This is a genomic window from Paenibacillus sp. XP01 (genome assembly GCF_057364885.1).
Map to the genome: position 1 here is coordinate 6,246,351 of NZ_CP139481.1, position 20,799 is coordinate 6,267,149.

At 45.4% G+C, this 20,799-nt stretch carries 18 protein-coding genes; 1 reads left to right on the forward strand and 17 read right to left on the reverse strand.

Going from position 1 to position 20,799, the window contains the following annotated elements:
• Nucleotides 1–393: 393 nt before the first annotated feature.
• Together hpf and SNR34_RS28250 are read right to left on the reverse strand one after the other, a co-directional pair.
• Nucleotides 394–954 (reverse strand): ribosome hibernation-promoting factor, HPF/YfiA family, encoded by a 561-nt coding sequence (hpf, locus tag SNR34_RS28245; RefSeq protein WP_236420913.1) that lies wholly within the window; start codon nucleotides 952–954, stop codon nucleotides 394–396.
• Between the two features lie 397 nt (nucleotides 955–1,351).
• A complete protein-coding gene (locus tag SNR34_RS28250; RefSeq protein WP_024631599.1) occupies nucleotides 1,352–1,549 on the reverse strand; it encodes a cold shock domain-containing protein in 198 nt (65 codons plus the stop codon).
• A 519-nt stretch (nucleotides 1,550–2,068) separates the two neighbouring features.
• Between SNR34_RS28250 and SNR34_RS28255 the strand changes: the two genes are divergently transcribed.
• Nucleotides 2,069–3,223, forward strand: a complete 1,155-nt coding sequence (locus SNR34_RS28255; protein WP_486180663.1) for a hypothetical protein — start codon at nucleotides 2,069–2,071, stop codon at nucleotides 3,221–3,223.
• A gap of 69 nt (nucleotides 3,224–3,292) precedes the next feature.
• Here the strand turns inward: SNR34_RS28255 and SNR34_RS28260 are convergent, their stop codons facing one another.
• The 15 genes from SNR34_RS28260 to SNR34_RS28330 form a co-directional block, all read right to left on the reverse strand.
• Nucleotides 3,293–3,634, reverse strand: coding sequence for a hypothetical protein (locus tag SNR34_RS28260; RefSeq protein WP_486180664.1), 342 nt, complete (start codon nucleotides 3,632–3,634; stop codon nucleotides 3,293–3,295).
• Complete coding sequence (gene fliS, locus SNR34_RS28265) at nucleotides 3,627–4,028, reverse strand: flagellar export chaperone FliS (protein WP_486180665.1); 402 nt, start codon at nucleotides 4,026–4,028, stop codon at nucleotides 3,627–3,629. The genes SNR34_RS28260 and fliS overlap by 8 nt, the downstream gene beginning before the upstream one ends.
• A gap of 26 nt (nucleotides 4,029–4,054) precedes the next feature.
• The gene (fliD, locus tag SNR34_RS28270; protein WP_486180666.1) at nucleotides 4,055–5,905 is read right to left on the reverse strand and encodes a flagellar filament capping protein FliD; all 1,851 of its coding nucleotides are present in this window, start codon (nucleotides 5,903–5,905) and stop codon (nucleotides 4,055–4,057) included.
• Between the two features lie 20 nt (nucleotides 5,906–5,925).
• A complete protein-coding gene (locus SNR34_RS28275; protein ID WP_486182521.1) occupies nucleotides 5,926–6,204 on the reverse strand; it encodes a flagellar protein FlaG in 279 nt (92 codons plus the stop codon).
• A gap of 225 nt (nucleotides 6,205–6,429) precedes the next feature.
• Complete coding sequence (fliB, locus tag SNR34_RS28280) at nucleotides 6,430–7,680, reverse strand: flagellin lysine-N-methylase (protein WP_486180667.1); 1,251 nt, start codon at nucleotides 7,678–7,680, stop codon at nucleotides 6,430–6,432.
• A gap of 130 nt (nucleotides 7,681–7,810) precedes the next feature.
• On the reverse strand, nucleotides 7,811–9,526 hold the full coding sequence (locus SNR34_RS28285) for a flagellin N-terminal helical domain-containing protein (protein WP_486180668.1): 1,716 nt from the start codon (nucleotides 9,524–9,526) through the stop codon (nucleotides 7,811–7,813).
• A 144-nt stretch (nucleotides 9,527–9,670) separates the two neighbouring features.
• Nucleotides 9,671–9,916, reverse strand: coding sequence for a carbon storage regulator CsrA (csrA, locus tag SNR34_RS28290; protein WP_486180669.1), 246 nt, complete (start codon nucleotides 9,914–9,916; stop codon nucleotides 9,671–9,673).
• 2 nt (nucleotides 9,917–9,918) lie between these two features.
• A complete protein-coding gene (gene fliW / locus SNR34_RS28295; protein WP_486180670.1) occupies nucleotides 9,919–10,365 on the reverse strand; it encodes a flagellar assembly protein FliW in 447 nt (148 codons plus the stop codon).
• A gap of 88 nt (nucleotides 10,366–10,453) precedes the next feature.
• The gene (locus SNR34_RS28300; protein WP_486180671.1) at nucleotides 10,454–11,011 is read right to left on the reverse strand and encodes a DUF6470 family protein; all 558 of its coding nucleotides are present in this window, start codon (nucleotides 11,009–11,011) and stop codon (nucleotides 10,454–10,456) included.
• Nucleotides 11,012–11,043: 32 nt separating this feature from the next.
• Entirely contained in the window at nucleotides 11,044–11,964 is a 921-nt protein-coding gene (flgL, locus tag SNR34_RS28305) for a flagellar hook-associated protein FlgL (protein WP_486180672.1), read from the reverse strand.
• Nucleotides 11,965–11,989: 25 nt separating this feature from the next.
• Entirely contained in the window at nucleotides 11,990–13,537 is a 1,548-nt protein-coding gene (gene flgK, locus SNR34_RS28310) for a flagellar hook-associated protein FlgK (RefSeq protein WP_486180673.1), read from the reverse strand.
• Nucleotides 13,538–13,559: 22 nt separating this feature from the next.
• Nucleotides 13,560–14,063, reverse strand: a complete 504-nt coding sequence (locus SNR34_RS28315; protein WP_486180674.1) for a flagellar protein FlgN — start codon at nucleotides 14,061–14,063, stop codon at nucleotides 13,560–13,562.
• An 11-nt stretch (nucleotides 14,064–14,074) separates the two neighbouring features.
• Nucleotides 14,075–14,362: a flagellar biosynthesis anti-sigma factor FlgM gene (gene flgM, locus SNR34_RS28320; RefSeq protein WP_486180675.1), complete on the reverse strand. Its 288-nt coding sequence runs from the start codon at nucleotides 14,360–14,362 to the stop codon at nucleotides 14,075–14,077.
• A 162-nt stretch (nucleotides 14,363–14,524) separates the two neighbouring features.
• Nucleotides 14,525–14,932, reverse strand: coding sequence for a TIGR03826 family flagellar region protein (locus SNR34_RS28325; RefSeq protein WP_486180676.1), 408 nt, complete (start codon nucleotides 14,930–14,932; stop codon nucleotides 14,525–14,527).
• A 148-nt stretch (nucleotides 14,933–15,080) separates the two neighbouring features.
• The gene (locus SNR34_RS28330; protein ID WP_486180677.1) at nucleotides 15,081–20,564 is read right to left on the reverse strand and encodes a fibronectin type III domain-containing protein; all 5,484 of its coding nucleotides are present in this window, start codon (nucleotides 20,562–20,564) and stop codon (nucleotides 15,081–15,083) included.
• Between the last annotated feature and the right edge of the window lie 235 nt (nucleotides 20,565–20,799).

A 20,799-nucleotide genomic window follows, 5' to 3' on the forward strand; every position in this document is an offset into this window, starting at 1 on the left:
CTTCTTTGATCTTTCGCCGCTCCTTTGGGTGGAGAATAGTGCAAAAAATCATAGTCGTTAGCCGAAGCGTTCGCCTTCATAAGCGCATTCAAATCAAAACGTCCTCCGTATGAGGATTTTTGCAGGAAAACTGGATCGCATTAGGTGTGCTACTCGCAAACCTGAGATAATATCCTATCCATGTATTAGACGCAGCAGCATAGGGAATAGTTTCACTAAACGGCATCCGAAACTTTTTCCACTCCACCTAGGAAAATCCAAAACCAAAAGAGCCCCATCCCGATTGGATGTAGGCTCTCGTTATATCGGATCCAGGAATCAAAGATTCCCCATGTTCAAGTACGTATTAAATTAAGTATTCATTTCATACCGCAAGCGTTTGAAACAAGCCCATTATCCTTGCTCGATCAAACCGTATTTTCCATCATTCCGTTTGTATACGACACTAACCTCTTCATTCTCAATGTTGGAGAAAACAAAGAAATTGTGGCCGACCATGTTCATCTGCAGAATGGCTTCTTCCACATCCATCGGCTTCAGCATGAAACGCTTCGTCCGGACCACTTCCAGATCGTCGTCCACTTCGGCATCCAGCTCGGCTGTAGCCGCGGTTCCGGTGGGATCCTCCACAAAGAAGTTTTTCAGGCCGCTGTCCTGGCGGAACTTGCGGTTCAATTTCGTTTTATGTTTGCGAATCTGACGTTCCAGCTTGTCAATGACAGCGTCAATGGAAGCGTACATGTCATCGCTCTTGTCTTCGGCGCGGAGCACCAGACCTTTCAAAGGAATCGTTACTTCCACCGCATGCAAACCTCTGGTCGTACTTAAAGTAACCGTACCGTCAGAGTTAAGGGGTGCATCGAAATACTTCTCGAGTCTGCTCAATTTTTTGTCGACGTAATCTCTCAAAGCATCGGTAACCTCGATTTGTTGACCTCGAATACTTAAATTCATAGGGCACTCCTCCTTTTCCTTTGCTCCTTCATTATACCACGAATGTAAGCGCCATGTAAAAACTCCGGGTGTCCGAATAATGACATCTGCACGAGCCAGTTCTTCCAGCATAGGCCAATCGCCATATTTCGCGATTTCTCGCCATTTTTAGGCGTTATCCTTGATATATAAAGATTTTTTTGAAACGGCGCTTGAGTATGTAAATTAACCGTTTTTTCGCTGTACCAATCGCTGTGGCACAAAGAGAAGGCCAATCTATGATCGCAAGCTCTCGCTGATTCGTGCGACTTCCGTTGACAACAAAAAAAGACCCTGGCCTGAGCCAGAGTCCTACGCTAGCGTTAATTCAATTCGGTAACCATCAAACCATGTATGTAGGTCGGAATCGCCCGGATGATTATAATTTGATTACGTTAGCTGCTTGCGGTCCACGCGCGCCTTCGACGATGTCGAATTCAACGGATTGACCTTCTTCCAAAGTTTTGAAGCCTTCGGATTGAATTGCGGAGAAGTGTACGAATACGTCGCCGCCGTCTTCAGTTTCGATGAAACCGTAACCTTTTTCTGCGTTGAACCATTTTACTTTACCTTGCATGCACTAACATTCCCTTCGTCATCAAATGAAGTGAAGCCTCAGCTCGAAAACCTAGCTCACAACTCAGACTATACCATCCAAACTTATCCATTGTCAATTGGTAATGCAAATGTTTTTCTGGAATTAATTTGTAGATTAATGATGAATTATGAGGAAAGATGGGTTTTCCAGTACTATACCAGCTTAAAGGCTACATGATAAGAAGAATTTAACCACTTTTCGAAAAAAGTAAACAGCCCCATAAAAAAATAATTATATAGGTTGAACTGGACATTTACACGCTAACGGAGAGGTCAGAAAGAATCTGGAGAAGCGGAGCGTTCGCATTTATCACCGGATTTCCCCCTTAATAAGGGGATCAAAAAAATCTGGGGATAACAGTGATCGGAAGATGGTTCTGACCACGTAGTGACTCCGTGTAAAAATTATTGGTTCAACTTATATAGCGAAAGACGACCGTTCTTATAACATGGTAAAATCAAGGAGGACAAACATCATCGATCAGGGGGAAATACATTCATGCATGTGCACTTCAGAAACAGAACTCCACTTTATGTTTTACTGTTAGCCATCCTGTTCGCAGGATTATGGGCCACGACTTCCTCGAATGCGGCCGAGGCCAAAGGGGAACGCATACCTGCAGAAGGATTAAAGAAGATGAGCCGATTGTCTTTCACGTTGAAAGACGCCTACCAAACGCAATATACCGTCTATATTTTCGCCAAAAACGAAGATTCGACAATCTTGTCGGAAGAAGATTACTGGACGGGGAACCAGATCGGAGACGTAAATTACACGGGTACATATCAAGCAGCACTCGTCAAAAAAGGAGCAAGCTACGGGACAGTCCAGTCGGTTAATCTTGACCTGCATTCCATCACAATGCCCCAGACTTGGCACTATACCGTCAAAAGCAAAGATGCCGGAACCCCGGATATGCTGGTGATCACCGAATGGGGGACATCCAACTTCAATCTGGCCAAACCTTTCATTATCCGCTCCGGAGAGCTGAAGCGTCTGACGTTCGTCAACCATAAAGGAAAGCCGATGGAAGACAAATACAACTATCCTGCCGGCCGAGACGATGGAATTCGCATGCTCTCGGACGCCCGGGTGCAGTTCAGATTTTACAATAATAGCGTATTTAAATATGCCGTAAACACGTTCAAGCTTAACGTCAGCAAGCTGGAGCTTCGTCTTACCGAGTCTCGCTATGTGAATATCGACCAGCCTGGCTGGCCCAACTCCGGCATCGGGGATCACGCCTACTTGGAGAGCCTTAAATCCGCCGCCAAGCAAGGGATACTTCCAGGTCAACCTGGCATCAAACTGGGCATGAAACACTCAGCGCTTCAGTCCCTTTTGAAGAAGGCCCGGTCTAGAGAAAACGGGGAATGGGGCGGGTATTACATCTATCCCCATTACGCCATCGGCTTTACCGATTATGTTCATGAATTGAACAAAAATTCGCGGATTATGGTATTCAATCTGTTCGTGGAAGAACGCAATCTGTATCCGGATACGGTCAAATTTTGGCTTGGCAAGCCCAAGTATGAAGGGTTTAACGAGGCAGAGGGCGGCTACGACATGATTTACAAGTTCGGGGATCGAACGTTGTCGTTCCACTATGCAGACGAATTTGAGGACCAAATTTATTTGGCAACGATATATTAAGATGTAAAAAACAATCCATCTTATATTTAACCATAAGATGGATTGTTTTTTATTTCCGGATATATAGTGTTACTTCTTTTTATCCATCAGAATGCTCTCGGGGGTATAGCCTGCTTCATATGCATTTTTTTGAATCTTGGCCTGTCCCCGCTTATGCAACCAATCTTGCGCTTCCAGCCTCAGCACATTCATACGAGCAAGAATTTCTTGATCGTGTTCCAGCAAACTTTGTATTGCCTCTTTTTCATGCTCTTCGGCCTGTTTAATAGCAAAGTGCTCTACAAGATCATCCACGAGTTCTTGTCGTACCCCGATAAAAGCCTCAAGCTGCTCGTAGTTTAAATGATATAAGTTAGCCATAATGTCATCTGTCAACATCTGTAGCTGGTTGATAGATTCTCCTCTATCCATGTGCATTCTCAGGTAAACTCCCCTGTCCTGCAGCAATTTTGGATGCTTGAATCCAAGTTTCGCGTAACTCAGACAGATAACCTACAGCCTCTTCAGCCTTGGTTTCATCTCTGTGAATATTGGCTTCAATCAGCAAATAGTTGGTGTACTCATACAAGGAATATAAATTTTTTGATATATCATAAGAACGATCCAACGTGCTCATTAACTCACTTACGATTGACTGAGCTTTCCCCAGATTCAAATTTGACTTTTCAATATCTTTCTGCTTCATGGCAGCGATTGCTGTTTTAACAAAACGAATGGCCCCGTCGTATAACATAATGACTAACTGAGCCGGATTAGATGTCTGGACAGAAGATTGACGATATTTATCATATGGAGAAGTGATCAACAGTCCCTCACCCTTTTTTATAAGATTTAGCTGGTCAAGCTAGAGAACAGATTGGACGATTGCGCCTGTAATTGCGACATTGCCTTTTCCATCGCGGCAAATTGTTTATAGTAACGATTTTCGGTGACTTCCAGGTTCCGCTGCATCAATGCAATACGGTTATTATAATCTTTTAGTTGTCTGCCCATTGGATTTTCATCACTGAAGGTACTGGTTATATCCGTTGTAAAACGGTTCGTACCCGCTCGATCGGATATCTGTTGAATGGCATTGGTCGCTGTATCAGCCAACTTATCGAATATCCCGTCATTCGGGGCGTTATCGGGTCCTTGGAATAAGTCAATTACAGCTTGTGGATTTGAACTAATCGCACTCTTTAGCTTTGCTTCGTCAGAAATAACCAGTTTGCCGTTCTCGGAATACAAACCAGTGGTTATTCCCATGGAACTTAACGAACCAAGCTTTTCTGAAATGATAGATCTCATATCCGATAATAGCGATTTAATAATATCATTGTTTTTCAACATCCCGCTTTTGGCTTTTTGCGTCCATGCTAGAATGTCCGATTCTTTCATTTCACTTTTTTGTTCGTCTGTGAGCGGTTTAAAGTCAGAATATCGGGTTTCCCTAATCGTTGAATTCAAAGACAAAATAAGACTGTTGTAGTCATCTATAAAGCCTTTAATCGTATCAAAAGCTTTGTCCGGGTCGGTCTGGTTTTTGATTATTACCGGGCTATCGACACCATCAGCGCCCTTTGTTACTTCCTGCAGTGTCAACTGTACACCATTTATAGTAAATGTATTAGATTTGACATCATCAAGTTCTTGATCATTTATTCTCACTTTTGCGTTCTTACCTTGTTCCGTAGTTCCTGAGCCTCCAAACAAACCTAGGAACTCCGAAGATTCGCCACCAAGTTTTACTTCTTCCCCACTTTTTCCTGTAATCGTTAATTTCCCTGTATTCGTATCGAAAGAAGCCATCACATTGGCACTACTATTATTAATTTCGTCAACAACCTCAGCAATTGAAGTTGAATCGTTAAATTCGAAATTTTTATCATTAATACTAAAACTATACTTTTTCGCTGCGGCACCCGGTTCAGGATCTTTGCCATCAATGACTTTTTTCAAATCTGCCAGTGTCTTCGCGTTATCAACACTCTCACCAACACCATTTGTTTGAAGACTCTTTTTGTCGGAGAACAGCATCAGTAAATGGTCTGCTCCTTCAATTTTCACTTTACCTTCTTGGCCTTCGGTTTTCGAGGCAAAAGATAGTTTTCCTGAAACTTCATCATAACTGGCAATAACATTAGCCTTCGCATTGGAGTTGATGGTGGAGACTAAAGTTGCTATGGAAGTTGCACCGTTGAATAAAGATTTTCCTTTTTCATCTTTAAAACTGACGCCGTTGATCGTGATGTCGAATTCTTTAGCCAGTAATTTATCACGGTCCGCTGGTTCCATTTTGGATAAATCGCCACCATCCAACGTCGCTAGGGAGGTACTCTTGCTTGTGCCCGGACCTAATCCTTGAGTCGAAAGGGTCGTCCGTGTCGCAAGCTGCTCAACGCTCACTTTCATTTCCACTCCATTAGCGGATGCTGTTGCATTAGCTTTAACCGCGGTTGTATTGCCTGTGACAACCGACTTATTTGCATTCAATGCTGATGAAACTCCGTATTTGGTCGTTAATTTGTTAATTCGAAAATCATATAGCTTGCTACTCAACTCACGGTAGCTTTCGCGTTGCCATTGCAGAACCTGTTTGTCCTGATTCAATCTGTCCAGTCTAGACTTTTTGGTAGCCATCATGCTCTTGACCATGCTATCGATGTCCATGCCTGAAAAACCGTTAATACGTGTAACCATCATGCACCTCCAAATAATTATTATATTTTCTCGTCGACCAAAATTCCCGCAATCTCCATCATCCTGGCCACTAAATCCAGTGTTTTTTCTCTCGGGATTTCACGAATGACTTCACCAGTTTCCTTGTTAAGGACTTTAACCATTATATCCCGTGTTTTCTCGTGCACACTGAAATCCAAAATCGTTTGAGGACCTTCAAGAGCCTTGACAGCACGATTGATTGTGCGAATCAACTGTTCTTCTCCCATTGATAGTGGGACACCTGACTTTTCTTTTCCATAGGCTTCCTTGGCAGAGATTAAATTCGTCCCCTCAATTGCTGTTATTCTTTGTTGATTATCGATCCCGGTTGTATTTGAGCCTGAGGTAGCAGATAAGGAAAATTGAATGTTCAATCTAAACAACCTCCAACATTATGGCGTTTATAGTATATATCGGCGCACATCCCCTCCAGCTTTAGGAAAATACAAAACTACTATCAAAGGCCTTGGAATTCATCCAGGGCCTTTGATAGTTGCGTAGCACTAATTTTTAATTAAGATGGACATGTAGGCCATCGAGGTAAATTTGTTTACTTCAAGCAAAGCCAAAACATTGTTCAAAAATGTAGGATTATGCTCCACAGTTTTGGCAAAAGACTGAATAAGCTTAACACACAAGTCACTAGTCAAACCTTTGTGAAAACCGGCCATTCCAATAAGATGCAATTTAATTATAGAGAAGTGGACAATCATCATCACATAATCATCAAATACTTTGGCTCTCCCGAATGGGAAGAGATTCTTAAACACATAATTGACCAGGTAGTTCTCCAAGATATATTCATTCTCATTCATAAAAGGCACGTAATAATTCTTACTTGCGTCCTCATAACGTTTGGAAATTTCCTCCAAAGATGCATCTTCAACATACATTATACCATTTAATGTTTCTGCTACACATTCATAATATCTACTAGAATTTCTTATACCATGCCCAAAGCGGTAATCCATTAATTCTTTACAAATATTCATTTGAATAGTGTAGTTTGATGGAATCTCACTAAGAGAATGCCTCATTGACGGATCTTTTAACATCTCTGTGTATGACAAAACAGCATTCGGTACTGCATCCAAGTTCTTCTCATCAATATGATTTTGTATCTTTTGATAAAATAATCCGAGAATAATAAGTCGTTCCGATAACGTGTATTGTCTATTCTGTAGAACTTCGATTGTGAAGATTCTCAGATCCCAGAAGTATTGTGTCAGCTTGTTGTTCGCATTTGGATTATTAGTTAGAATTTGCTTTTGAACCCACCCCTTCGTCTCAGCGGGTTCTTCAATTTCATTAAACTGAATGCCTGCTGGGTTCAAGAGAGCCAGCCTTGCAGCTTCCGGGCAAGACAATGTAGTCGACTTCTCCACAACACCATCAATACTATTAATACTTCTCGGATAGGTGGCGCAAGTATTCGAAAGAAAATCCTCCCCTAACTTTAATTGAACCTTACAAAGATTATCTTTCGACAAAAAAGAACATCTACCCTCACTATCCATTTTTATTTTTGCATATCTTTTTGAAGTAGGTTCTGAACGATTACGAACAATATTTTTACTAAAAAGAGATTTCAATTCAATATCTCGTGATTTCGAGTATTTTTTATAGGTTTGTTGATCGATTTCTACTCTCCATCCCACACAGCAAGAGTCCTCGCACGCTGATCCGATACACGCAAAATCCTTCATATATTCGGGTACTAAGATCACTCTATTTTTAGTCGTTTGCGCAGTCATGAATATACTCCTAACTATAGTGGATTTGTTAATAAAAATAGGTATCCTCCGTAGAAGATACCTATTTTTATTAACAAAATAAGAATTCCAGAGGGACGGATAACCGGTCCCTCCAGAATCTTTTTGCAAATTAACGAAGCAATTGCAGAACACCTTGTGGCTGTTGGTTTGCTTGTGCCAACATTGCTTGAGCTGCTTGAGCCAAGATGTTGTTTTTCGTTTGGGACATCATTTCTTTCGCCATGTCTACGTCACGGATACGGGATTCCGCTGCAGTCAGGTTTTCGGAAGAAGTCCCCAAGTTGTTGATGGTGTGCTCCAAACGGTTTTGAACAGCACCCAGTTTGGAACGTTCGCTGGAAACAGCGCTGATTGCTTTGTCTACTACTGTAATAGCATTGGCTGCGTTAGCTGCGCTTGTGATATCCAGAGCATTTTCAACATTTTTATTGTCTGTTCCGTCAGTTACGTTAGCTGTAGAAGAGAAGCCAGCTCCAGTACCTACGATGCCCAGAGCGCTTGCACGCATGTCATTAACACCCAGAGACAAGGATTGGTTTTGGTTGGCACCAATTTGGAACGCAGCGGATTTATCCTCTGTTTCACGTCCAACGGTTTCTGTTACCGTTTTAGGGTCAGCCATATCCAATTTAACAGTCGCCTCAAAATTACCACCAGTTACACCAGCGCCAACAGTGAAGTCAAACTTAATTCCGTTAGCATCGTATTTCAATGTTTCGCCAGCTGCAAGAGAGAAGTCAGTCGTTGTCAGTGTTTTATCGCCAGCAGCGTTGAGGAGGGCAACTGTAGCTTTATCACCAGTCCAAGTAACTTTAACTTGTGCTGCACCATCCAACAATTCTTTACTTGTGCCATCTACTTTAATGTCGGTCAACGTAGAGTCAGCACCAGTTGTTTGTGTAGTGACACCAGTTATACCTGAATCAGTACTAATTGCACCACCACTAACTAGTGTAGTTCCATCTGCAGCTGCATCTGCTCCAGAAGCCTTGTACAAATCGACAGTAACAGCGTCGCCAGCTTTCCAGCTATCTGCTTGTTCTTTTGTAAAGGAGAAGGAAATACCATTGTTATTATAGCTATATGTTTTCGTGTCTACATCATAAGCTACTGAATCAGCATCCACTTTGATCGTTTTATCAGCGCTGTCTTGAGCATTGATGTCAACTGTGAATGTACCGTCAGTTCCTTTAGTGATCGTCAGTTTTTGATCAGTTGTATCCTTGTCAAGTGATGCCCAATCCAAATCATTGTTCGCTTTACCCGTAAATTTGATATCAAATTTAGCTTGTGGATCAGTGCCACTCCAGGAAACTGGATTGTCACCAACCTTAGCTGTTTGTGTTGCAGCCAAAGTCACAGTCGTCGTTTGTTGAGTTCCAGCATTAACGACTTTTTGATCAGACAAATCACCGTTCAACAATTTCTTAGTATTGAACTCAGTTGTGTTACCGATACGGTTGATCTCGGAAGTCAACTGATTCATTTCTTTTTGCAGTTCAGCACGGTCTTGAGTTGTGTTCGTATCGTTCGCGGATTGAACGGAAAGTTCACGCATACGTTGCAGGATGGAGTGAGTTTCGTTCAATGCACCCTCAGCAGTTTGGATCAAAGAGATGCCATCTTGAGCATTACGAGTAGCTTGGTCCAAACCACGGATTTGTCCGCGCATTTTTTCGGAAATTGCCAAACCTGCAGCGTCATCACCAGCACGGTTGATACGCAGACCGGAAGACAATTTTTCGATGTTTTTGTTTGTGTTAGCAGTGTTAGTGCTCAGTTGGCGGTGAGTATTCAACGCCGCAATATTGTGGTTGATAATCATTGAGTGTTTCCTCCCTGAAAATAAGTTAGTTCCACATCCATGTGGTAAACGCCGCGACATTAAGGTCGGCCGCCCTCCTGAAGCAGCGTCTAAAATATATATCGACGGGAGGTTCGCAACTTTTTATAGCATTTGGAACATTTTCTAATCTTTTTTTATAACAGAACTGCGCAATCGTTCCATTAATGCCTGTACGTTAACCGTCACTGGCATAGCAGATTCACGGTTTGCCTCCTGAATGGATGCATACACTTCTTGTCGGAATATATCAATATGTTTGGGAGCGGATATACCAATACGAACAGTATCGCCTTCCACGGCCAATACCGTCACTTCAATTTGGTCTTGTATTATGATAGACTCACCTTTTTTTCGAGATAAAACCAGCATCCCTACTCACCACCCTTTATGGATTCCAATTGGTCATCGGTCCAGATTAAATTACGAGTACTGTATCCTGTTTGGTGTAATACCACTTGTTTTCCTTTGCCTTTTTTAGGATTCAAAACAATGGGTGCCAACAGGTTCATCGTTGATTTATGGACTTGCTCATGAATAGTGACCATGGCCATAACTTGAACTTGATCCGATATTTCAAGTTCCTCCCGATCCACGTCGGGCAGCTCAAAACTATAATCAGGTAAAAACAAAAACGGGTCTAGCAGCAAAAACGACAATTCCGGTTCCTTCAAAGATTGAAGATAGAAAAACGGGGTATCATCCCAAGGAATGAGTGCAAAACGATTTTCATCTTCAAAACCAGGCAACCCTTTGGCAAAATCATAAACTTGCTCTTCCTTAATATCAATTTCTCCCCAGACACTGGTTTGAATGCGCATAACATGTATCCTCCTAAAACCAATGGATTTGGCACTAAAAAAGCTATAGATGTCCGCTTCAAGACCGTCTATAGCTTCATTATAACTGCTACATGCCTACGTCAATAGCAGGCGGTATATATTCGATTGAGCCGTACTGTTTCATATAAATGTCGAGTTTACCTCGCTGATACTCAATTTCCGGCTTATTTACTATCACGTTTAATTCCGATACTGCAGGGGTGAATCGGATATCCGGCTTACGAACATCGAACCGAATGTCCACATTGTCATAAGATGCCGGTCCTCTAACTTCGGGAAACGTCGTCCCCTGCCAGTCTGAACCAATAATATTTGCAATTGTATTGCTGCCTGACTTATAGTATTCAGCAATTTGGTTCCCCTGCTGCACGCGATTAGCGATATTCTGCAAGAAAATCTGTTGTATTCCAGAATAAATTCGGGAATTCACATCACTTAGACTACCGCCGGTATACGCTGCAAACGCTTTGCTCTGGTCCACATTGAGCTTGGCAGGATAACTTTTGACCGTGAGCTCAGCTGGTCTTGTATTCAACTGAACATCAGCTTTCGGTTGTCGGAGTGATAATTGTCCGAGATCAGCATCAATATGCAATACTGCAGGGGTGGTTCTGATCTGAAGCATGGGTTGGGTTCTCATTTACGCATCCCTACCTTTTATCTCAAAAAGTCTGCTAGGGATGGTGAAATGATTTTAGCTCCAGCAGATAGAGAAGCGTTGTAAATATTTTCCTGGATTTTAGACTTCATAATCAACTCTGCGTAATCTGCATCCTCTACTTTAGCTTGCAAATCTGTCAGATTAACTCCAAGATCGTCCAAGCGTCCATTCATTAATTCAATTCGATTCGTTTTAGCACCGATTTCTGAACGAATCGCAAGCATCTTGTCCATTCTGCTGTCTATGGTGCCCAGTTGATTAGATAATTCTTTTTGATCTCCAACGGTCAGAGCCTTCAAAATGTTATCCACGACAACGAATAGATTATCTTCCTCCATATCGTTGCCGAAAACATCGTTTCCGCTCACATTAATGGGCAGTTGGACAGTCTCACCTACGATATAGTTTATTTTTCCGGGATCCGTCAGTATATCTGCTGCACCACTGATATCTGAATTTCCGCTAGTATCCTTAGGGAAATCGTAAGGTTTGATATCATACTTCTCGCCATTAAAAATATACTTACCGTTCAACGTACTGTTAGCAACATCAATGAGCTGTTCCTTTAGTTGTAACACTTCTTCTTTTACGCTATCCAGTGCTGTTTGCGGATTTGTTCCCGTTGAAGCTTGTACCGTCAACTCACGCAAACGTTGCACGATGCTCCCAGCCTGATCCATTACTGTATCGTTAAAGTCTAACCATGATACAGCACTATCCACATTTTTCTTATATTGCTCATTCGAGGACAGCTCTGCTCTGTATCGAAGTGAATAGGTAATGCCCACAGGATCGTCAGATGGTTTATTAATTTTCCGGCCCGTTGCCATCTGCGTCTGTGTATTGTTCATCTGTTGTGCGTTACGGTTCAAGTTGAGCAATAACTGCGAGCTAAGCATATTATTCGTAATTCTCATTTTGTTCAGGTCACTCCTTTCTTATTTATCTGCCTACCGTGCCCGTAGAATTAATTAATTTATCCAACATTTCATCAAAAGTTGTCATAAAACGCGCGGAAGCGCTGTAAGCATGCTGAAACTTAATCATATTGGCCATTTCTTCGTCTAAGGAAACGCCGCTTACGGATTGACGACGCGTTTCAACTTGCTCCACAAGAAACTCTGTGTTAGATGTTTGACGTGCTGCTTCTTGAGATTGAACCCCCAGTTGTCCAACGATTGCACTAAACTGCGCTCCAATGGTAGCATTACGCAAGCCATCTGCCGATTTCATTGGTGTGTCTTTCAAGTTGGCCATCAAAATAGCCAGGGTGTTATTTCCTTTGATTACCGTTTCTGCTCCGGAGGTATCCGTCGAAGTACGCAAAGAAGTAGCGATTTTGTTAGGGTTCTCCACAATTTCTGCGTTCAAAGCAATATTGCCAGCCGTAAAGTTCGCGCTCCCATCTTTGGTTGTAAAGAACGGAACTGCAGCGTTGGTAGTGCCGTCCATGCTATACCCCAACTGGTGAAGGCCATTTAACCCCTTAACAGTAACCTTCAGATCTTCCGTTAATGCTCTTGCTGTTCCTGTCAGTCCCAGTGAATTGTTTTCTGGCAGAACCGAGCCCGCGGGAAGAGTAATCTCGATATCCCCGTTGGCAAGCGTATTCGCCAAATCGTCCATTTGTTTGCGGTAATCGCTCACCAAGGTATCCCGGGACTTGATCATGCCGTGAACTTCGCCGTTGGTCAGAGTTCCTGCCGTATAGGCGTTGTTCAAAAAAGCAGAATCAACGGTGACCTGAACCGCATTACCTGTAACTAGTTCTTGTCCACCCATCTGAATGGCGTATCCCTGCGGAGAATCTGTAACCGTAATGTTAATGATTTTTGAAAGCTTGTCTGTCATCAGGTCGCGCTGGTCCCGTAGATCGTTGGCGTTATCGCCCAAGGATTCGATCTTGATGATTGCACTGTTCAGATTGGCGATATTACCCAAGTATCCTTGAATCTCGCTACTCTTTACTGCAACGTTATTGTCCAGATCTTCGCTGAGCGCGTTCAGTTGACGGCTAATTTGGTTCATGGCATCCGTAAGAGCAAGCGTCGTTTCCTTGACAATGCGGCGTGCCGTGACATCTTCAGGATTTTTACTTAGATCAGACCATGATTTATAGAAGTTATCCATAACGGTACGCAAGCCCGTGTCCGACGGTTCATTCACGATCGCTTCCAGTTTCTCCAGCGTATCGCGCTGAATGCCCCAGCTACCGAAGTTCGTATTCTCGTTACGGTACTGGTCATCAAGAAACTTCTCGCGTATCCGCGTAATAGATTCAAACTCTACCCCTGTTCCAAGCTGCCCGGGAGCTGTGCTATGCAAAAATGCAAATGGCTCCATAGGAATCGATGCCTGCATGTTGACTCTTTGCCTGGAATATCCCTCGGTATTCGCATTAGCAATATTGTGCCCTGTAGTACTAAGGGCTGTCGTTTGAGTAAACAAACTTCGTTTCGCTGTTTCAATCGAATGAAAAGTAGATGCCATTCTATTATCCTCCCCAGATTCATCAGGCACGTGTATCGAAAAGTCCGATTCGCCCCGAAATACCGTTCTTATCAGCAGGATGCTGATACGTGGCATCCTGTTCAGGCCGGGCAGCAAAGATGTCCATGGACAGGTCGATAAACATTAATGACTGCTCGATCAGTTGTTGGTTCAGTTGGTTGACTTCCTTTAATTCCTGAAGCGTTCCTGCCAGCTTTCTCTGGACCTCGAACAGCCGCTGCTTGTCAGCCGGGTCAAAAATCAGCTTGGAAATTTCCGTAATGTTCAGGTTCAACATGGATTTGATGCCGCGTTCTTTCAACAGTTCATGGACCGCGCTTTGCCGATCCGCTTCCAAAGGCTCGATCTGCTTCAGAAATCGGGATTCCTTGTTCAGAACCCTGATCAGTGCATCCACATCATTTTCGACGATAATCCGTCTTTTTTCCTTGCTCAGCTCCAGCATATCGCGGTGACCCTGCTCCATTTGCTGCAATACGACGATGAGTTTATCCAGTGCTGTCATCACAACGTCCCCTATTCCTTATCAAAAGACTTAAAATACGGTAGCAGCTTGTCGGCAAGCTTGCGGCTGTCTACCTGATATGTGCCAGAGCTTATTTGCTCCTTAAGCTCCTGAATCCGCTGCGCACGCGCCGGATCCTGTGTACGGCCTTGTTCCTCAAGCATTTTCATCGCCTCCGGAGAAATGGATACTTCATCCTTACGGCGGCTTTTTTTGGCGTCAGCCTGCTGCTGATTGGATTCAACGTTCCTCTGATATGAATTGATTGCACCAATTCGACTCGGTTCATTGATTTTCATTCCGAACTACACTTCCTTCCACCACAGGATTTTTTCATTATCTTGCATCTGTATGTTCTTAAACACGATTGGGATAATTAAAAAAACCGATAATCTTTAATAAGTTTATCGGTACGAAATAAAGCAATTGTTATAGTAAAAAAGGGATTTAAGCCCTCACTCCTACGAATCCCGCAGTTTGTCGACGGCTCTGTAGGTTCCTCTGCCTATGTCGTCGTTCTCCTTCTGGCCTACTTCCCGTGCGGCTCCGGCCAAGTCCTTGGTCAAACGCGCACGGCAAGAGTCACACATGTGCCCTTCCCTGATCAGGGTTCCGCATACTTCGCAAGGATACATCAGATTCGGGGCGTTCTCGACAGAGATTCGCCCCTCACGGATGAACTTTGTAATCTGTTTGATGGAAACATCCGTAGCGTCGGACAACTCCTGTATGTTAGCGCCTTTGTTTTCCCGCAAATACTCGGCGCATGTTTGGTACTCCAATTCGATCTCCTTGATGCAGTTGGAACATACGTCCCTGAAATTCAAGGCGTACAATCTGCCGCAGCGAGGACAATTACCCAAATTCATTCCTCTATCGCCCCTCTCAAGCTTCCTCTTTCCGAATATCGATTTATTTACTACATTACCTTATTTTCTGTCTTGAAGCCATAGGACATTTACAAAAAATAGAGAAACAGAATGCATATATACGCAAACTGTCCCTCTTGTTGGATTACTAATTTAACGCTTTGATCGTTAAAACTGCAGACCATGCACTTGAGTTTTGTTCACTAACGGCTCTGATCCGGTATTTGTGCTGACTGGCAGGAAGTAGATCTGCATGAATCCATTGGGGATCACTTGTTGTTCCAACGACTTGCCCATCCGCTTCAATCTCGTAAAACGTGGCGCCTGCTACCGGCTCCCAGCCCAATGCAATAGCGGTGCTGTCTGCTGTGCCTTTCAATACCGGTGTACCTAATAGCGTCATGCCGCTGATCAAGTCACTCCACGCGCCCACGCCTGCTGCGTTCTTCGAACGAATACGGAAGGTATGCTCTGTATTGGCAACCAGGCCGCTCTTCGTATACGCTACGCCCGTCACTGGCACCACCGTGCCGTCGATTTCGAGATCATAACCTGTTGCACCGGTGACGGCTGTCCATTTCAGCGCTATCGCAACGTTTGTCGTTGTATTGATCGCCAAGCCGCTCACTGCACCTGGCACGGTGTTCTGTGTCAGAACAGCTGTCCATGCACTTGTGTTGGTATCAGTCAACGCACGCACACGATATTTATGTGCCGTTCCCGGCAGCAAACTGCTATGCGTATAGGTTGGCTCCGTCACTGTGCCGACAACCACGCCATCGGCCTCCACTTCATATTTCGTCGCGCCGTCAATCTCTGCCCACGTCAGGGTTACCTTCGTTTCTTCCGATGCTGCTTTCAACACTGGCGTATTCAGCAGCGTAGTTGCACTAATCGGTTCACTCCATGCGCCCACGCCTGCTGCGTTCTTCGAACGAATGCGGAAGGTATGCTCCGTATTGGCGGCAAGACCGCTCTTCGTATATGCTACGCCCGTCACTGGTACTACCGTTCCGTCGATTTCCAGGTCATAACCTGTTGCACCGGTTACGGCTGTCCATTTCAGCGCAATCGCCACGTTTGTTGTTGTATTGATCGCCAGACCGCTTACTGCACCAGGAAGCGTGTTTTGTGTCAGGACTGCTGTCCACGCACTGGTGTTGCTCTCGGTCAGCGCACGCACGCGATATTTATGTGCCGTTCCCGGCAATAAACTGCTATGCGTGTAATTGGGCTCGTCCACTGTGCCTACAACCACGCCATCTGCCTCTATTTCGTATGTTGTGGCATCGGCAATCTCTGCCCACGACAGGGTTACCTTCGTTTCTTCCGATGTTGCTTTCAATACCGGCGTGTTCAGCAGTGTAGTCGCATTAATCGGTTCGCTCCATGCGCCCGGACCTGCTGCGTTCTTCGAGCGGATACGGAAGGTATGCTCCGTATTGGCAACCAGACCACTCTTCGTATATGCTACGCCCGTCACTGGTACTACGGTGCCATCAATCTCCAGGTCATAGCCCGTTGCTCCGGTTACGGCTGCCCATTTTAGGGCAATCGCTACGTTTGTTGTTGTATTGATCGCCAAGCCGCTCACTGCACCTGGAACGGTGTTTTGCGTTAAAACTGGTGTCCATGCACTTGTGTTCGTATCGGTCAAAGCGCGCACCCGGTATTTATGTGCCGTTCCCGGCAGCAAACTGCTATGCGTGTAAATGGGCTCGTCCACTGTGCCGACAACCACGCCGTCCGCTTCTACTTCATATGTTGTGGCATCGGCAATCTCTGCCCACGACAGGGTTACCTTCGTTTCTTCCGATGTTGCTTTCAATACCGGCGTGTTCAGCAGTGTAGTCGCATTAATCGGTTCGCTCCATGCGCCCGGACCTGCTGCGTTCTTCGAACGAATGCGGAAGGTGTGCTCCGTATTGGCGGCAAGACCGCTCTTCGTATATGCTACGCCTGTCACAGGCACTACCGTGCCGTCGATTTCCAGGTCATAACCTGTTGCTCCGGTGACGGCTGTCCATTTCAGCGCAATTGCAATGTTTGTTGTGGAGTTGATCGCCAGGCCGCTTACTGCACCAGGCACCGTGTTCTGTGTCAAGACTGCTGTCCACGCACTTGTGTTGCTCTCGGTCAGCGCACGCACGCGATATTTATGTGCCGTTCCCGGTAGTAAACTGATGTGCACGTACGTTGGCTCGGTCACTGTGCCGACAACCACGCCATCTGCTTCTACTTCATATTTCGTCGCACCATCAATCTCTGCCCACGTCAGAGTTACCTTCGTTTCTTCCGATGTCGCTTTCAACACTGGTGTATTCAACAGCGTAGTTGCACTAATCGGTTCACTCCATGCGCCCACGCCTGCTGCGTTCTTCGAACGGATACGGAAGGTATGCTCCGTATTGGCAACCAATCCGCTCTTCGTATACGCTACGCCCGTCACAGGTACCACCGTGCCGTCGATTTCGAGATCATAACCTGTTGCTCCGGTTACGGCTGTCCATTTTAGCGCAATTGCAACGTTTGTTGTGGAGTTGACCGCCAAGCCGCTCACTGCACCTGGCACGGTGTTTTGCGTCAGGACTGCTGTCCATGCACTGGTGTTTGTCTCGGTCAGCGCACGCACCCGGTATTTATGTGCCGTTCCCGGCAGCAAACTGCTATGCGTATAGGTTGGCTCCGTCACTGTGCCGACAACCACGCCATCGGCCTCCACTTCATATTTCGTCGCGCCGTCAATCTCTGCCCACGTCAGGGTTACCTTCGTTTCTTCCGATGCTGCTTTCAACACTGGCGTATTCAGCAGCGTAGTTGCACTAATCGGTTCACTCCATGCGCCCACGCCTGCTGCGTTCTTCGAACGAATGCGGAAGGTATGCTCCGTATTGGCGGCAAGACCGCTCTTCGTATATGCTACGCCCGTCACTGGTACTACGTTGCCATCAATCTCCAGGTCATAGCCCGTTGCTCCGGTTACGGCTGCCCATTTTAGGGCAATCGCTACGTTTGTTGTGGAGTTGATCGCCAGGCCGCTTACTGCTCCTGGGACAGTGTTTTGTGCCAGGACTGCGGTCCATGCACTGGTGTTGGTATCGGTCAACGCACGCACCCGGTATTTGTGTGCCGTTCCCGGCAGCAAACTGCTATGCGTATAGGTTGGCTCGGTCACTGTGCCGACAACCACGCCGTCCGCTTCTACTTCATATGTTGTGGCATCGGCAATCTCTGCCCACGTCAGGGTTACCTTCGTTTCTTCCGATGCTGCTTTCAATACCGGTGTATTCAGTAACGTAGTCGCGCTAATCGGTTGACTCCATGCGCCAACGCCTGCTGCGTTCTTCGAACGGATACGGAAAGTATGCTCCGTATTGGCAACCAGGCCGCTCTTCGTATACGCTACGCCCGTCACTGGCACCACCGTGCCATCGATTTCGAGATCATAACCTGTTGCTCCGGTGACGGCTGTCCATTTCAGCGCGATCGCCACGTTTGTTGTGGAGTTGATCGCCAGGCCGCTTACTGCTCCTGGGACAGTGTTTTGTGTCAGGACTGCGGTCCATGCACTGGTGTTGGTATCTGTCAACGCACGCACCCGGTATTTATGTGCCGTTCCCGGCAATAAATTGCTATGTGTGTAAGTGGGCTCGTCCACTGTGCCGACAACCACGCCATCCGCTTCTACTTCGTATGTTGTGGCATCGGCTATCTCTGCCCACGTAAGGGTTACCTTCGTTTCTTCCGATGTCGCTTTCAACACCGGTGTATTCAGTAACGTAGTCGCACTAATCGGTTCACTCCATGCGCCCGGACCTGCTGCGTTCTTCGAGCGGATACGGAAGGTATGCTCCGTATTGGCGGCAAGACCACTCTTCGTATATGCTACGCCCGTCACAGGCACTACGGTGCCATCGATTTCGAGATCATAACCTGTTGCTCCGGTGACGGCTGTCCATTTCAGCGCGATCGCCACGTTTGTTGTGGAGTTGATCGCCAGGCCGCTTACTGCTCCTGGGACAGTGTTTTGTGTCAGGACTGCGGTCCACGCACTTGTGTTGGTATCATTCAGCGCACGCACGCGGTATTTGTGTGCCGTTCCTGGCAGCAAACTGCTGTGTGTATAGGTTGGCTCGGTCACTGTGCCCACAACCATGCCATCGGCCTCTACTTCATATTTCGTCGCGCCGTCAACTGCGGGCCACGCCAACATGACTTCTTCTTGCGAAGGACTCGTTTGAATGACTGGAGTACTCAGTTGCGTTGTTACATTCAACATTTCCGTCCATTTGCCTGCCCCACCTGCATTTTTGGATCTGATCCGGAAGGTGTGCTCTGTATTTGCACCAAGACCCGTCTTTGTATAGGTCGTACCCGTTACCGGAGTGATTACCCCATCAATCTCAAGATCATATCCGGTAGCACCTTTAATCGCATCCCAGGATATCGAAATTTTGTTCCATGCCACGTCGGTTGTTTTCAAACCATTTGCCGAATTAGGGACAACCAACTGGGTGATCGTGCTGCTCCACTCACTCTCATTGTCCGACGAAAGGGCTTTGACCGAATATGTATGACTCGAATTAGCTTCCAGACCCTCGTGTACATAGGAGGTTACATTTCCTAAATTAATGGCTTCTCCGCCATCAACAACCAATTGATACCGATCAGCGTTGTCTACGGCTGTCCATTGTATCGTGTTTTTTCCTTCTTCTGAACTTGATGACAATATCGGTTTGGCCAAGAGTGTTTTGACCTCATATACACTGCTCCAATCGCTCGTACCCAAAGGATTCAGAGCCCGGACCCTGTACGTATGGCTCGTATTCGGCGCAAGCGCATCGCTCGTAAACGTTGTACCGTAAAACGGGCCCTTAATCACGCCGTCCTCTTCGATCTCGTATTGAAAAGCCTGCTGCACATGATCCCATGACAGCATAATCGCTGATTCGTTTTTAGTCGCGCTGAGATTAGATGGAGCCGCAGGAATCTGTTCGAAAGGAGTCGGGCTTCCACCTTCTAAATCAGGATTAGCGTATTCCGCCTTTTTTGTATAGTATGGGTTCAACTTGGAGTAGAAATCTACGACTTCTCCGGTATCTGCATTAACTACAAGCGTTAATGGACTCACGTGGTAGTCATATACATAAGTCGGTGTCGGCAGCCCCAACACATCATCATTAGTAATGGTCCACTGACCAACGTTCATGCCGGATTGTCTATACGTCATTTCGGAATAAGTCTCATAGATCCGGCTAAAATCAACGAAAAATGCATGATCTATCTGTCCCGCATAGTTGGAGTTGTAGGATCCGAACTGAACCTTCGTGATATAATCCACATTTCCAAGAACGGATTGTCTGCGGGTAAAAGAGTATCCTGTAGTAGAAATATTGTAGGACCTTACCCAACTTAAACTGATGTCCTTCTGGTTCACCTGCAATTTACCGCCGTCCTTTGTCATGACGTAACGGTAATCGTTGCTAGCCGAAACAATCGTTCCCCCACCAACCGCTGCAGCCTGCGCAACCTCCCCTCCATACAAGCCAAGTTGCCCGAATACCAACGTTAAAACCAGCATTCGGACGGCCCACAAATATAAACGGCTTTTTTGTTTTCCTGGTACCACCATCGTTCTCCCCTTCAAAAGATATATTGTGCCACCTCCGGGATATGGCCGATTCTGGAAACGGCAGCAATATGTATTCTATGCCGTGAACCTAATTCCTCCTTTTAACATGGGGGTTATTTATTGTTTTTTATAAAACCGGTAAATTCAGCAAACAACATGTTTGCATATGATATGGATTAATATTAAACCATCCAAAATTCAGCATGTTTCAAACGAATTTTACGCATCTCATTAT

What these genes read in the sequence shown, in the direction of transcription:
- hpf (WP_236420913.1), bottom strand. Translation starts at nt 954, where the DNA reads ATGAATTTAAGTATTCGAGGTCAACAAATCGAGGTTACCGATGCTTTG.
- SNR34_RS28250 (WP_024631599.1), bottom strand. Translation starts at nt 1,549, where the DNA reads ATGCAAGGTAAAGTAAAATGGTTCAACGCAGAAAAAGGTTACGGTTTC.
- SNR34_RS28255 (WP_486180663.1), top strand. Translation starts at nt 2,069, where the DNA reads ATGCATGTGCACTTCAGAAACAGAACTCCACTTTATGTTTTACTGTTA.
- SNR34_RS28260 (WP_486180664.1), bottom strand. Translation starts at nt 3,634, where the DNA reads ATGGATAGAGGAGAATCTATCAACCAGCTACAGATGTTGACAGATGAC.
- fliD (WP_486180666.1), bottom strand. Translation starts at nt 5,905, where the DNA reads ATGGTTACACGTATTAACGGTTTTTCAGGCATGGACATCGATAGCATG.
- fliB (WP_486180667.1), bottom strand. Translation starts at nt 7,680, where the DNA reads ATGACTGCGCAAACGACTAAAAATAGAGTGATCTTAGTACCCGAATAT.
- SNR34_RS28285 (WP_486180668.1), bottom strand. Translation starts at nt 9,526, where the DNA reads ATGATTATCAACCACAATATTGCGGCGTTGAATACTCACCGCCAACTG.
- csrA (WP_486180669.1), bottom strand. Translation starts at nt 9,916, where the DNA reads ATGCTGGTTTTATCTCGAAAAAAAGGTGAGTCTATCATAATACAAGAC.
- fliW (WP_486180670.1), bottom strand. Translation starts at nt 10,365, where the DNA reads ATGCGCATTCAAACCAGTGTCTGGGGAGAAATTGATATTAAGGAAGAG.
- SNR34_RS28300 (WP_486180671.1), bottom strand. Translation starts at nt 11,011, where the DNA reads ATGCTTCAGATCAGAACCACCCCTGCAGTATTGCATATTGATGCTGAT.
- flgL (WP_486180672.1), bottom strand. Translation starts at nt 11,964, where the DNA reads ATGAGAATTACGAATAATATGCTTAGCTCGCAGTTATTGCTCAACTTG.
- flgK (WP_486180673.1), bottom strand. Translation starts at nt 13,537, where the DNA reads ATGGCATCTACTTTTCATTCGATTGAAACAGCGAAACGAAGTTTGTTT.
- SNR34_RS28315 (WP_486180674.1), bottom strand. Translation starts at nt 14,063, where the DNA reads ATGACAGCACTGGATAAACTCATCGTCGTATTGCAGCAAATGGAGCAG.
- flgM (WP_486180675.1), bottom strand. Translation starts at nt 14,362, where the DNA reads ATGAAAATCAATGAACCGAGTCGAATTGGTGCAATCAATTCATATCAG.
- SNR34_RS28325 (WP_486180676.1), bottom strand. Translation starts at nt 14,932, where the DNA reads ATGAATTTGGGTAATTGTCCTCGCTGCGGCAGATTGTACGCCTTGAAT.
- SNR34_RS28330 (WP_486180677.1), bottom strand. Translation starts at nt 20,564, where the DNA reads ATGGTGGTACCAGGAAAACAAAAAAGCCGTTTATATTTGTGGGCCGTC.